Here is a 14,389-nt window from a genome sequence, read left to right as displayed (position 1 = left end):
TCCCTATTCTCCTTCGCTGCGCTTGTCGCGCCACGTTGCGTTGACCAGGAACTCGGCAGCGTCCTCCGCCACCGCGAGTGCCTCCTCGAGCGTATCCGCGGTGACGTTCACGTGCCCCATCTTGCGCCCCGCGCGGTACGTCTTGCCGTAGAGGTGCACCTTGACCTGCGGGTAGCGGCGCATGACTTCGGCGACGCGCGCCGCGACCGGCATCTCGGGCCGCTGCTCGCCGCCGAGCGTGTTCACCATCACCGTCACCGGCGCGGTGGGCTCAGTCGAACCGAGCGGCCAGTCCAGCACGGCGCGCAGGTGCTGCTCGAACTGCGAGGTCACGCAGCCGTCCTGCGTCCAGTGCCCGGTGTTGTGCGGGCGCATTGCAAGCTCGTTGACCTGCACCTTTCCGCCGGCTTCGAACAGCTCGACCGCGAGCACACCGGTCACGTCCAGCTCTTCCGCAATCCTGCACGCAAGCTCGCGGCACTCCCGCTCCAGCTCGGGCGCGAGCCCCGGCGCGGGCGAAATCGCCACGCGGCAAATCCCGTTCTCCTGCTGCGATTCCACCACCGGCCACGCGCGCACCTCGCCGGATCGCGTGCGCGCGACCATCGCGGACAGCTCGCGGTCGAACGCAATCTTGCGCTCCGCCATCAGCGGCACGTCCCGCCCGAGCAGGTCCGCGACCAGCTCGGAGCACTCGCTTTTCGACGACGGAAACCACACCCCGTGGCCGTCATACCCACCGCGAGTGGCTTTCAGGCACACCGCTCCGTCGACCTGGTCCCAGAAAGCTTCGGCGTCGGCCGTGGACGTGATCGGGGCGAACTCCGGCACCGGGGCGCCGAGGTCTTTAAGGCGGCGGCGCTGCTCCAGCTTGTCCTGGGCGAAAATCAGGGCGCCGGGGCGGGGTTCGACGGTGATGCCGTCGTCGATAAGCGTCTGCGCGTACTCGTTGGGCACGTGCTCGTGGTCGAAGGTGACTGCGTCCGCGCCGGCGGCGATCGCTTCCAAGTCAGCGAGGTCGGTGTAGTCGCCGATGCGCACGTCGCCGAATACCTGCGCCGCGGATTCATCGGGCGCGCCGGCGAGCACGCGCGTCTCGATGCCCAGCTCGATTGCCTCAGTCTGCATCATCCGTGCCAGCTGGCCGTCGCCAACCACGGCGACCACCGGCATCCCATAGCTATTCACCCCCCACACTGTAGTCTCCGGACACGGCGGTCTCCGGACACGGCAATCTCCGGGCACGGCGGTCTCCGGGCACGGTGTCTGTGGCTACGATGGCGGCATGGCGGAGAGTATCCAGCGGCACACCATCTTCCAGAACTCGCTCATGACCGCGCTCCTCGACGGTATTTATGACGGCGAGCTCACCATCGGAGAGATCTTGTCCAAGGGCAACTTTGGATTGGGCACGTTCGACGGGCTCGACGGGGAGATGCTGATCCTGGACGGCGTGTGCCACCAGCTCACCAGCGACGGCAAGGCGCGCGTGGCGGACCTGGACCAACGGACCCCGTTCACGGTGGTGACCAACTTTGTCCCCCGCATTCGCGTTGACGCGCCGCGCGGGATGGTGCGCAGCGATTTGTCCTCGTTCATCGACAGCTTGGAGCCGAGCGCGAACTTCTTCTACGCCGTGCGCATCACCGGCCGGTTCAGCGAAGTGGTGACCCGGACAGTGTCCAAGCAAACAAAGCCGTACCCGCCGATGGCTGAGGCCGTGGGCGACGATCAGGAGCACCGCTTCACGGACATCGAGGGCGTGATCGGCGGATTCCGCACCCCGGGCTACGCGAAAGGCATCGGTGTGCCCGGGTGCCACGTGCATTTCATCACCGCCGACCACACGAGCGGCGGCCACGTGCTCGATTACACGGTGGAGGACGCCGTGATCGAACTCTGCCCGGGCACCGATATGGAATTGCACCTGCCGATCACGGCCGAGTTCCAAAACAGCGACCTCGCCCCGGAAGACCTCGACGCGCAGATCCACGCGACGGAAGTCAAAAGCTAAGGGGTGAAAAGTTAGCGTCGATAAGCAAGCTGCTCCCCGATAACGCGCTCCACCGCGCGCGTTTTGCCCACTTGCTCGAAGTGGATTGGGCGCTCGTAGCCGTAGATGGCGACGGTGATGCCGCCGTGCTCCCTGCCCACGGAGTGGATCTGGCGGTGCGGGATGGAATCCACCCCGCCGCTGCGACCGCGGGCGAGGATGCGGTGATCCGTGACCAAGAACCGGCGGCGGCGAGAACGCACAACAGGCACGCCGAAACGCCAAAGGGCGAGTAGCAGCCACACAAGCACTACCGCGTTGCGCACGAAGGGCTCGACGCCGGGCGTGACATCCATCCAGCCGATTGCGATCCAGGCGATGCCCGTGATCACGATGAGCTCCAGCAGCGGGAAGATTAGCGTGCTCAGCGGTGCGGAAACGTCGGCGAGGACTACTTCCCCCTCGCCGAGTGCAAATCCGGGCCTGCGCGCCATAGCTGGATCCGGCCCTACTCGCTCGGGCGCAGGTGGAACACGTCGCCGACGGCGTAGGCGGTGCCGTCGATGATTACTTCGCCCGCATCGTTGACATCGTCGACGACGCCGGTCACGACACCGTCGTGAAGCTCAATGCGCACCGGCTGGCCGATGGTGGAGCAGACGGCCCGGTAGTCGGCGAGCAGCTGCGGGTCGCCCGTCTGCCACTGCTGGAGGCGGCGGCCCATGGCGGTGAGGATGTCGATGGTGAAATCGTCGAAATCCACGTCGATGCCCTCGAGGTTGAGCGCCGTGGAGGTGTCCGTGGGCAGATCCTCCTCGCGCATGACTACGTTGATGCCGATGCCGACGACAACCTTCGGCATCGCGAGCCCAGAGAGGATGCCGGCGATCTTCTTGCCGCGGATCTGCACGTCGTTCGGCCACTTCAGACGCGCCTCCGGCACGATGTCGGTGACCGCTACGCCCGGCGCGATGGACAATAGGCCGAAATCGCCCGGGTGTTTCGACGCGTCGAGCACCATGCTCATCGCCAGCTGCGCGCCTTTCGGCGACACCCAGTGGCGGCCCAGGCGGCCTTTGCCGTCGGTTTGCTCGTCCGCGATGAGTACCGTGCCGGGCTCGCCGTCCGCGAGCATGTCCGCGTTCGTGGAACCGGTGGATTCCACCCAGCGCACGTCCGGCCAATACTCGGCGACGGCGTCTTGGATGCGTTGGATGTCGGAAACTGTCATGGTTTCCAAGGGTAGCCCGCCGCCCGCGCGTTAGGGCACTTCGCAGACGGCGATCGCGTAGTCGCCGTCGTGGCTCAGAGACAGCGACGCGGCCGGCGGCGCGATCTCCGCGAGACTCCCACGCAGCGCGATGGCGACACGCCCGTGCGCGTCCGCCACCACCTCAATTTCCGCGAAGTTCACCGCGTCGCGCGCGACCACGGGCGCCGCACCGTACGCCGTGTTGGACCACGCTTTCAGGTACGCCTCCTTCGCGGCCCAGCGCGCGGCCAGCGACGCCTCCCGGTCCGGCTTCTCGGCGCAGGTGCGGAGCTCGCGGGGTGTGAAGGAAGCGTCGAAAAGCGTGCCCGGAATGCGCAACTGAGCCGCAAACGCCGGGACGTGCACGATGTCTACCCCTACCGCCACCTGCCCCGCCCTTCTTCAAAGTCTCCGGACAGCCTAGAGTAGCCCCATGACCGTCTCGCGCGAGGGCAGCCCGTCTCACACCACGGCGGGGAAGCTGGAAGATTTGCGGCGCCGCAGGCTCGAAGCCCGCACCCAGGTCCGGGAGGGTGAGCGGCTCACGGCGCGCGAGCGGCTGAGCTATTTGCTTGACGACGGCTCTTTTGTCGAAACCGACATGCTGGCCCGCCACCGCACGCACGGGTTCGGGATGGAGGAGAAACGCCCGGTCACGGACGGCATTGTCACGGGCTGGGGGACTATCGACGGCCGCGAAGTGTGCGTGTTCTCCCAGGACGGCACCATTTTCGGTGGCGCGCTGGGCGAAGTGTACGGCGAGAAGATGGTGAAAATTCAGGAGCTCGCGGTGACCACCGGCCGCCCGCTGATCGGCCTGTATGAAGGCGCGGGCGCGCGGATTCAGGACGGCGCGGTCTCACTGGATTGGATTTCGCGCACGTTTTATCAGAACATTCGCGCGTCCGGCGTGGTCCCGCAGATTTCCGCGGTGCTGGGCGCGTGCGCGGGCGGCAACGCGTACTCCCCCGCGCTGACGGATTTTGTGGTGATGGTGGATCAGACGTCGCGGATGTTTGTCACCGGCCCGGAAGTGATCAAGACCGTGACCGGCGAGGAGATCACCCAGGAAGAGCTCGGCGGCGCGTGGACGCACATGACCACCGCCGGCACCTGCCACTACGTCGCGGCAACGGAGCGGGAGGCGCTGGATTGGGTGAGCGATGTGGTGGGGTACTTGCCGTCGAATAGCAAGCAAGCTCCCCCGGCGCTCCCCTGCCGCGAGCCGCAGAGCGTGACCAATGCGGACCGGGAGCTGGACACCGTGATCCCGGATGCGGCGAGCGAGCCGTACGACGTGCACGAGGTGATCGCTCGCATCACGGACGGCGGCGAGTACCTGGAAATTATGCAGCAGCGCGCGGGCAACGTGATCACGGCGCTCGGCCGGGTGGACGGGCAGACCGTGGGCATTGTGGCCAATCAGCCGAGCGTGTACGCGGGGTGCCTGGACATCGACGCTTCTGAAAAAGCCGCCCGGTTCGTGCGCACGTGCGACGCGTTCAACATCCCGATTGTGATGCTGGTGGACGTGCCCGGGTTCCTCCCCGGCCCGGACCAGGAACACGACGGTCTGCTGCGGCGCGGCGCGAAGCTGCTGTACGCGTACGGCGAGGCGACGGTGCCGAAGATCACGGTGATTCTGCGCAAGGCGTACGGCGGCGCGTATTGCGCGATGGGTTCGAAGGGGCTCGGCGCGGACGTGAACCTCGCGTGGCCGACGGCGCAGATCGCGGTGATGGGCGCCGCGGGCGCGGTGAGCTTCATCCACCGCCGCGAGATCGCCGCGGCGCGCGATGGCGGGCTGAGCGGCGCGGCGCTGGCCGAACTCGTCGCCGGTTTCGAGCGCGAGTACGAAGACGCGATTCTGAACCCGTACGTCGCCGCGGAGCGCGGCTTGATCGACGCCGTGATCCTCCCCCACGAAACCCGCACTCACATCGCGGCGAGCCTGCGCCTCTACCGAGACAAGGCCGTCGCCCGCCCGGCGCGCAAGCACGGCAACATTCCGCTCTGACACTTAGCAAAGGCCCCCGATGCACCTCACCCCGCTTCGCTCCATGTCACGCCCCGCACTGCTTTTCCCCGGCCAGGCCAGCGGGTGGCAGGCCGCGCTCGCCGACACCACCGCTGTTTTGGGGCCTTTGCTTGACGACGCTTACCTGCTCACCGCCCCAGTCACCCGCCACCTGAGCACGGCGGTGCCCGGCGCGGAAGGGCGGCTGCGCGACCTGATCGGTGCTGCGTCGGGCGGTGCTGCATCGGGCGGTGCGGTGGCGCGGACGGTGGGCATGGACGCGCTGCCGGCGGTGAGCGTGCCGGGCATCGTGCTGGCGCAGATTGCCGCTGTGGCGCAGCTGCGGGAGCTCGGCATGGACGTAGACGGCGCCGTGCTGGAGGGACACTCCCAGGGTGTGTTGGGCGTTGTTGCCGTGCAGGATCCGGTCTCTGCGTTGGCGTTTGCGCTGGTGTTGGGTGCGGCGGCATCTGCGGCATCGGTGCAGTACGGCGCTGTGGATACCGCGTCCCGCATGCTGTCGGTGCGCGGCATGCCCGCTGGCGAAATCGTGCAGCGTTTCCCGGTGGGGTTGATCAACGCGCCGCGGCACGTGGTCCTGTCAGGCGAGCCGGTGGAGCTGGCGCACGCCCGCGCGGCGATCGAGGCCGACGCGGAGGCGCACAACGCGCGGATCGCCGCAGGAGAGGTCGGCGGCGCTGAGCTGCGCCCGGTGTTCGACGAGTTGGACGTCGCCTACCCCTTCCACCGCCCGGGCAACCGCGGCGCGGTGGAGCTGGCGGTGGCGTGGGCGGAGGCGTGCGGGATTGCGCTTCCCGGCACCACCCCGCGCGAGCTCGCGGAGACGATTTTGGTGGACCAGTTCGACTTTCCGCAGCGCGTGAACCGGATGCTCGAGGCGGGCGCGACGCACATCGTCACGTTCGACCGCGGGACCGCGAACATTGTTCGCTCGCTGGTTGCGGGCGCGGGCGTGCCGGTCATCGCGGCGGATACGGAGCGTGCGCGCGACCGCCTCGCCACCCCCGGCGCGGAGCTCCCGGGGGCGGTCAATTACGCGGACTTCGCGCCGCGCCTCGTCCGCCTTCCCGGCGGCGACGTGCGCACGCAGACGCGCTTTTCCGCGCTCACCGGCCTCTCCCCCATCATTTTGGGCGGCATGACGCCGACGACGGTCGACGGCGAGATCGTCGCCGCCGCGGCGAACGCCGGGCACTGGGCGGAGCTGGCCGGCGGCGGCATGTACTCCGCGGCGTCGGTGGCCCAGCACGTTGCCACGTTGCACCAGCACCTCGAGCCGGGCCGCACCGCCCAGTTCAACACCATGTTCTTCGACCGCTTCCTGTGGAACCTCCACTTCGCCGACAAACGCGTCGTGCCCAAGGCCCGCGCTTCCGGCGCCCCGCTCAACGGGGTCTGCATCTCCGCCGGCATCCCTGAGGTGGACGAGGCAACCGAGCTCTTGGGACGCTTGCGTGCCGACGGCTTCCCCTACGTCGCATTCAAACCGGGCACCGAGCAGCAGATCCGCAGCGTCCTCGCGATCGCCGACGCGAACCCGGATACCCCGGTGATTCTGATGGTCGAGGGCGGGCACGCGGGCGGCCACCACTCGTGGTCGGGCCTCGAGGAGTTGTTGCTGGCCACGTACGCGGAGGTGCGCGCCCGCGCGAACGTCGTGCTGGCAGTCGGCGGCGGTGTGGACTCGCCCGAGCGTGCCGCCGAGCTGCTGACCGGCGCTTGGTCCACCGGCGCTTGGTCCACCAGTGCTGCGTCCACCAGTGCTGCGTCCACCAGTGCTGCGTCCACCGGCTGCGGGCGCAGACCTATGCCGGTGGACGGCGTGATCATCGGCACCGCAGCCATGGCCACCAAGGAAGCGAAGGCGACCGACAGCGTCAAGGACCTGCTGGTCAGCACCCCCGGCCTCACGCCCGCGGACAACGGCGGCTGGGTCGCCCGCGGCACTGGGCGCGGCGGCATCGCCTCCAGCCAGTCCCACCTGGGCGCGGACATCCACGACATCGACAACGCTTTCGCCCACGCCGCCCGCCTGATCGCCGGCCTCACGCCAGAGGAGTACCCGGCGCACCGCGCGGAGATCATCGACGCCCTCGCGCGCACCGCCAAACCCTATTTCGGCGACCTGGAAACCATGACGTACGCGCAGTGGGCGCAGCGCTTTGTGGACCTCGCGCATCCGTTCATCGACAGCAGTTGGCAGGAGCGCTTCACCGCCACGCTGCGCCGCATCGAAGCACGCCTGCACCCTCGCGACCACGGCGAGATAACGACGATGTTCGCGGAAGATATTGGTGAGCCTCAGGCGGCCGTCGATAAGCTTTTGCTCGCGTACCCCCAGGCCGCGGAGCTGCACGTGTCCCCGCGCGACGCGGCGTGGTGGATCCAGCTGCACCACGAGTACCCGAAGCCGATGCCGTGGGTGCCCGCGATCGACGCGGACCTGGCCGCGTGGTTCACCAAGGACACGCTGTGGCAGGCGCAGGACGCGCGCTACACCGCTGACCAGGTGCGCATCATCCCCGGCCCCCTCGCGGTGGCTGGCATTACGCGGAAAAACGAGCCCGTGGCGGACCTCCTCGCCCGCTTCGAGGCCGCCACGACGCAATTGCTTATCGACGACAGCCCCCACCCAACCGACATCTTCTCCCGCCTCGCGGACGCCACGAGCGCGGAGGAATTCATCGCCGCCGCCCCGACGATCATGTGGCGCGGCCGGCTGACCGCGAACCCGGCGCACGTGCTGGACCCGTCTGCGTACGCCATCGAGCGCGATGGCGACGGATGGGTGATCCGCGTGTTCGCCGATTCCGCGTGGGACCACCTGCCGGAGGCGCAACGCCCGTACTACGTCCGCGAGATCACGATTCCGATCGACCTGCCTGCGGGTGTTGAGGCGGGTGCTTCGCCCGTCGTCAGTGATGCGTGCCTGCCGGAAGCGATGCGGGAGGCGGCCGCGGGCTTCGCCGGGGTGGGAAGCGTGTCCGAGGCAGGGGACGCGGTTGCGGAGGGGCAGCCGTCGTTCCACCTGCCGGCATCGCTGCTCGCGGCCCACACAGCGGCCACCGGCGCGGCGCTGGGCGCGGGGGTAACGGCGGGGACACCGGACGTGCTCGTGGGCCCGTGCTGGCCGGCGATCTACGGCGCGTTCAGCGCTGCTGAGGCGGACGGTTTCCCCGTCGCGGAGGGCCTACTCAACCTGGTGCACCTGGATTACGCGCTTGACCTGCGCGCGGACCTGCGCGAGATTGCGGACGGCCGGCGCATCGACGTCACCACGCAGCGCGTCGCCGTCGCCGAATCTTCCGCCGGGCGCCTGGTCACCGTGGAGCTTGCATTGCTTGACGACGACACCTTGGTGGCCACCCAGCAGCACCGCTTCGCCCTGCGTGGGCGGGCCACCCCGGGGCGTTCGCCGGGCCCGGCGCCTGCGTACGGCGGCGTGGCGGACGCGGGCGCCGTGGTGGAGACGCCGCGCAGCTTTGTGGACCGCGCGGTGGTGCGCGCACCGCGGGACATGACGCCGTTCGCGATGGTGTCCGGCGACTACAACCCGCTGCACACCTCCCGGAATGTGGCCGCGCTGGTGGGGCTGGATGCGCCGATCACGCACGGCATGTGGCTTTCCGCCACCGCGCAGCACCTCGTTGGCCGGCACGGGGACGTGGTGGGCTGGACGTACTCCATGTACCGGATGGTGCAGTTGGAGGACGAGGTGGAGATCACCGTCGAGCGTGTCGGCCGCGTGGGGGTGCGGCCGGCGCTTGAGGTGACGTGCCGCGTGGACGGGCAGGTGGTGTCGCGGGCGCAGGCGCTCCTGTGCGAGCCGCGCACCGCCTACGTGTACCCGGGCCAGGGCGTGCAAGCTGTGGGCATGGGTGCGGGCGACCGCGAGGCATCCCGAGCTGCGCGCGAGGTGTGGTGCCGGGCGGACCGTCACACACGCGAGAAATACGGGTTCTCTGTGCGGCGCATTGTGGACGAGAATCCCACCGAGGTGACGGTGGACGGCACCGTGCACCGCCACCCGGACGGCGTGCTGCACCTGACCCAGTTCACGCAGGTTGCGCTGGCCGTGATGGCGTACGCGCAGACGGCGCGGCTGCGGGAGGCGGACGCGGTTGCGGCGGATGCGATGTTCGCGGGCCACTCGCTGGGCGAGTACACCGCCCTGGCGGCCATGGGCGAAGTCTTCGACCTGGAGACGGTGATCGACATCGTCTACTCCCGCGGCTCCACCATGGATGCCTTGGTGCCGCGCGACAAAGACGGCATGTCCAACTACGCCATGGGCGCCCTCCGCCCGAACATGATCGGCGTGGCAGGCGAGGAGGTGGCCTCGTACGTTGCCAAGGTAGCCGCGGACACCGGCGAGTTCCTCGAGATTGTGAACTACAACGTCTCGGGCCAGCAGTATTCCGTCGCCGGTACGAAGGCGGGGCTCGACGCGCTGCAGCTGCGGGCGAACGCGGTTCACCCGAGGGCGTTCGTGCCCATTCCCGGGGTCGACGTGCCCTTCCACTCCCGCGTGCTGCGCGCCGGGGTGCCTGAGTTCCGGGCGAAGCTGGACGAGCTGCTGCCCGCACACATCGATCCAGATGTCTTAGTGGGCCGCTACGTGCCCAATTTGGTCGCGCGTCCATTCGAGCTCTCGGAGGAGTTCATCGACGCGGTGCGGGCTCAGGTGCCCGCCGGTTCGCTCGACAGCCTCGACCGTGCGGGCATCGACCCAGCGAGCCTCGACCCCGCAAACATGGACCCGGCTGCTCTCACCCGCGCGCTGTTGATCGAGCTCCTGGCATGGCAGTTCGCCTCGCCGGTGCGCTGGATTGAAACGCAGAACCTGCTGTTTGCGCAGGTCGATCAGGTCGTCGAAGTCGGCCTGGCCGCGTCGCCCACGCTCACGAACTTGGCCACGCGCCAGATGGACGCCACCGGGATCCGCATCCCAGTGCTGAACGTCGAGGCGAGCCAGGATGCCGTGTTGCTGCAGGACGCCGTGCCGGTACCGGAAGCCGAGCCCGGGGCCGAAGCAGCGCCCGCAGCACCGGCACCGCAGCCGGAGCCCGCCGCCTCTGCCCTCACAACCTCGCAGGCACCGCAGCCCGCGCCGGCACCGTCCTCCGCCGCACCCGCCCTCGCAACCCCGCGGGTACCGCAGCCGGAGCCCGCCGCGCCGACAGCCGGGCCGGCACCGGCCGCGTCCGCCAAGCCCGCATCGGAGCTTCCGTTCACGGCGGCGCACGCCATCACGGTCCTCCTCGCGCTGCAGACCAAGCTGCGCCCGGAGCAGATCACCGACACAGACACGATCGAGGAGCTCACGGGTGGGGTGTCGAGTCGTCGCAACCAGTTACTCATGGACATTTCGGGGGAGCTCAGCGTGCCGGCGATTGAGGGGGCGGCGGAGATGAGCGTCGCCACGCTGCGCGAGCGCGCGACCACCGCGGCGCCGACATACGCGGCGTTCGGCCCGGTGCTCGGCCAGGCCGCGGCTGCGCGGCTGCGCCAGGTCCTCGGCGCAGCGGGGACCTCCCCTGCGTTCGCGGCGGCGCGCATGGCAGACGAGTGGCGCCTGCCCGCGTCGTGGACCCCGCACGTCGAGGCCGCGCTGCTGCTTGGCACCCGCGACGGCGATTCGGTCCGCGGCGGCAGCCTCACCACTCTGCCTGCTGCCACGAACCGCACGGAGGCTGAGGCACTCATCGACGCCGCAATTCAGCAGGTGGCGGGGGTGCATGGAGAGGTGCTTGAGCGGGCGTCGATAAGCGTGGTGCCCGTGGTGGCGGACAGCGGGGAGCTCACTGAGGCCGTGGCGGACGCGGCGCGCGCGTTGCTGCGCAGGCTGGGTGCGGACGAGCCGCCCGCCGAGGCCGCACTTCCCGACACCGCCGCGCACGAGGCCGTCGATGCTGAGCTTGGCGACGGTTGGCTGAGCACAGTCGCGCCCGTCTTCGATCCGCGCAGGGCCATGCTTTTCGACGATCACTGGGCCACCTCCCGCGAACTCCTCGCCCGCGTGGCGCTTGGCGTGGCGGAAGTGCCGGTGGCGCGGTTCGAGGGTGCGGGAGAGGTGGTCGCGGAACAGGCGGCGTGGTACAGCGAGCACGGTTTTGCCGGGCCGTTGGAGGCTATCGCCGCCGCGGCTGAGCGGGAGCCGGTGCTGGAATTTGCGGACGATGTTGCGCTGGTGACGGGGGCTGCCCCGGGGTCGATTGCGACGGCCGTGGTGGAGCGGCTATTGGCTGGCGGGGCGACGGTGATTATGACGGCGTCGCGCGTGGACCAGGAGCGGAAGGAGTTCGCGCGCGCGCTGTACCGCGATCATGCGGCGGCGGGCGCGGCGCTGTGGCTGGTGCCGGTGAACCTGGCCAGCTACCGGGATATCGACGCGCTGCTGGAGTGGATCGGGCGCGAGCAGAAAGAGCGCGCGGGCGGCGACGTTCGCGTGACCAAACCGGTGCTCACCCCCACCTTGGCGTTCCCGTTCGCCGCCCCGAGTGTGTCCGGCACGCTCGAGGATGCCGGGGCAGACGCGGAGGCGCAAGCGCGTGTGCTGCTGTGGGGTGTGGAGCGGACAATCGCCGGGCTGTCCCGCCTCGCGCTGGCGGGCGATGCGCCGACCCGCACGCACGTGGTGTTGCCGGGCAGCCCCAACCGCGGCACGTTCGGCGGCGACGGCGCCTACGGCGAGGTCAAGGCCGCGATGGACGCCATTGTGCACAAGTGGTCCGCCGAAACCGGCTGGCCGGACGGTGTCACGCTCGCGCACGCGCGCATTGGCTGGGTCGCGGGCACGAACCTCATGAGCGGCAACGACGGGCTCATCCCCGCCGCGCGCGAGGCGGGAATCCGCGTGTGGGAGCCGGAGGAGATCGCGGACGAACTGGTTGCGCTCGCCTCCCGCGAGGCTCGGGCCTGTGCCGCGGAGACGCCGCTGGATGCGGACCTCACCGGCGGTCTCGGCGACGCGAACATCAGTCTCGCCGAGCTCTCGCGCCGCGCGCCGAGCGCCCGACCCGGCAACCAACCCGGCGACCAGGCGCAAACGATCAAGGCGCTGCCGAACCTCGCCGCCCCGACCCAGCCGGCCAGCGTCGACGTGGGCGAGGTCACGTGCGCGTTGGAAGACATGGTCGTCATCTGCGGCATCGGTGAAGTGTCTTCCTGGGGCTCGGGGCGCACCCGCCGCGAGGCGGAGTACGGCATCAGCCGCACCGGCGACGTAGACCTCACCGCTGCCGGCGTACTCGAACTGGCCTGGATGACCGGGCTGGTGCGCTGGGCGGAACACCCCACGCCGGGCTGGTACGACAAGGACGGCACGCACGTAGCGGAAGAGGACATTTTCGACCGCTTCCGCAACGAGGTGGTCGCCCGCGCCGGCGTGCGCCAGCTCACGGACAAATACTTCCTCACCGACGGCGGCTCGATCGACATGGTCGAGGTGTTTTTGGATGAGGACGTGGTGTTCAAGGTGGCGTCGGAAAGCGAAGCCCAAGCTATCGCGGCGGCGGACCCGGAGAAGACCGTGGTGCGCGCGGACGGCGGCGAGTGGACCGTGACCCGGCTGGCGGGCGCGAAGGCTGCGGTGCCGCGGAAGGCGACGCTCAGCCGCACCGTGGCGGGCCAGATGCCAGACGATTTCGATCCCGCGGCGTGGGGCATCCCGCCGCAGATGATCGACGGGATGGACCGCCTCGCCGTGTGGAACCTGGTCACGGCCGTCGACGCGTTCGTGGGCGCCGGGTTCACGCCTGCGGAGCTGCTGCGCGCCGTGCACCCGGCGGATGTGGCGTCGACGCAAGGCACCGGGCTCGGCGGGCTGGAGAGCCTGCACAAGGTGTTCGTCTCGCGGTTCCTCGGCGAGGCGCGCCAGCCGGATATCCTGCAGGAATCGCTGCTGAACGTGGTGGCGGCGCACACCATGCAGTCGCTGGTGGGCGGTTACGGCCCGATGGTGCACCCGGTCGGCGCGTGCGCCACTGCCGCGGTGAGCGTTGAGGAGGCCGTGGACAAGATTGCGCTGGGCAAGGCGGATTTCGTGGTCGCCGGCGGCATCGATGACGTTCAGGTGGAGTCTCTCGCGGGCTTCGGCGACATGAACGCCACCGCCGAGACCGCCGCCATGCGCGCGCAGGGCATCGCGGACCGCTTCATCTCCCGCGCCAACGACCGTCGCCGCGGCGGCTTCCTCGAGGCGGAGGGCGGCGGCACGGTGCTGGTCGCGCGCGCCTCCCTCGCGTTTGAGCTGGGCCTGCCGGTGCACGCCGTGATCGCGTACGCGGCTTCCTTCGGCGACGGCGCGCACACCTCCATCCCCGCGCCGGGCCTGGGCGTGCTTGCGGCCGCGCGCGGGGGTGAGCGGTCGCGGCTTGCACGCTCGCTGCGCTCGCTGGGGCTTTCGCTTGACGACGTCCGCGTCATCAGCAAACACGACACCTCCACTAACGCGAACGACCCAAACGAGTCGGAGCTGCATTCGATTTTGTGGCCGGCGGCCGGGCGCGATCCGCGCGCGCCGATGTTCGTGATCTCGCAGAAGACGGTGGTTGGGCATGCCAAAGGCGGCGCGGCGCTGCTGCAGATTGGCGGGCTGATCGATGTGCTGCACACCGGCGAGTTACCGCCGAACGCGTCGCTGGACTGCCTCGACCCGCTCATCGAGCCGAAGGCGAAGAACTTGGTGTGGCTGCGCGAGGGGTTGGATCTCGGGGCGGGCGCCGTGAAGGCCGCGGCGCTGACCTCGCTCGGGTTCGGGCACGTCGGCGCGCTGGTGGTACTTGCGCACCCGGGCGTGTTCGAGGCGGCGGTGCGGGCCGCCGCCAGCGACGCGGCTAGCGACGCGGCGGCAGGCGGTGGCGCTGCAGGCGATGCCGCGGTGGAAGTCTGGCGAGCGCGGGCGACCCAGCGGCTGCGTGCCGGCGCGGCCCATCTGGATGCCGGCATGCTGGGCCGCCGCACGCTGTTCGTTCCGTTGGAGAACCGCCGGTTCCAGACCGGCGATGCCCACGACGGCGAGATCGCCTTGCTCCTCGACCCGGATGCGCGCCTCGGCGAAGACGGGGTTTACCCGCGCGGGTAGGTGTCGGCTCCGGCCGACCTC

General features: G+C 69.6%; 7 protein-coding genes. 3 read left to right on the top strand and 4 right to left on the bottom strand.

The features are described 5' to 3' along the window. Positions 1–3: 3 nt before the first annotated feature. On the bottom strand, positions 4–1,188 hold the full coding sequence (locus tag JZY91_RS02050) for a 5-(carboxyamino)imidazole ribonucleotide synthase (RefSeq protein WP_255695747.1): 1,185 nt from the start codon (positions 1,186–1,188) through the stop codon (positions 4–6). 97 nt (positions 1,189–1,285) lie between these two features. Between JZY91_RS02050 and budA the strand changes: the two genes are divergently transcribed. Then, on the top strand, positions 1,286–2,014 hold the full coding sequence (gene budA, locus JZY91_RS02045) for an acetolactate decarboxylase (RefSeq protein ID WP_234948336.1): 729 nt from the start codon (positions 1,286–1,288) through the stop codon (positions 2,012–2,014). An 11-nt stretch (positions 2,015–2,025) separates the two neighbouring features. Here the strand turns inward: budA and JZY91_RS02040 are convergent, their stop codons facing one another. Genes JZY91_RS02040 through JZY91_RS02030 form a run of 3 tightly spaced genes read right to left on the bottom strand, consistent with a single transcriptional unit; the run spans position 2,026 to position 3,632 of the window. Then, positions 2,026–2,487, bottom strand: a complete 462-nt coding sequence (locus tag JZY91_RS02040) for a hypothetical protein (RefSeq protein WP_234948335.1) — start codon at positions 2,485–2,487, stop codon at positions 2,026–2,028. Positions 2,488–2,501: 14 nt separating this feature from the next. Further along, positions 2,502–3,224, bottom strand: a complete 723-nt coding sequence (locus JZY91_RS02035; RefSeq protein WP_234948334.1) for a biotin--[acetyl-CoA-carboxylase] ligase — start codon at positions 3,222–3,224, stop codon at positions 2,502–2,504. Positions 3,225–3,254: 30 nt separating this feature from the next. Beyond that, positions 3,255–3,632 carry a holo-ACP synthase gene (locus JZY91_RS02030; protein WP_234948333.1) on the bottom strand — a complete coding sequence of 126 codons (378 nt, stop codon included), beginning with the start codon at positions 3,630–3,632 and terminating at the stop codon, positions 3,255–3,257. A 46-nt stretch (positions 3,633–3,678) separates the two neighbouring features. Here JZY91_RS02030 and JZY91_RS02025 point away from each other — a divergent pair, with 46 nt between their 5' ends. Together JZY91_RS02025 and JZY91_RS02020 are read left to right on the top strand one after the other, a co-directional pair. After that, complete coding sequence (locus JZY91_RS02025; RefSeq protein ID WP_234948332.1) at positions 3,679–5,262, top strand: acyl-CoA carboxylase subunit beta; 1,584 nt, start codon at positions 3,679–3,681, stop codon at positions 5,260–5,262. A gap of 19 nt (positions 5,263–5,281) precedes the next feature. Then, positions 5,282–14,368 carry a type I polyketide synthase gene (locus tag JZY91_RS02020; protein WP_234948331.1) on the top strand — a complete coding sequence of 3,029 codons (9,087 nt, stop codon included), beginning with the start codon at positions 5,282–5,284 and terminating at the stop codon, positions 14,366–14,368. Positions 14,369–14,389: the final 21 nt, after the last annotated feature.

Source organism: Corynebacterium sp. CNCTC7651 (genome assembly GCF_021496665.1).
Classification (GTDB): Bacteria; Actinomycetota; Actinomycetes; order Mycobacteriales; family Mycobacteriaceae; genus Corynebacterium.
This window is presented reverse-complemented; position numbering and strand designations above follow the sequence as displayed.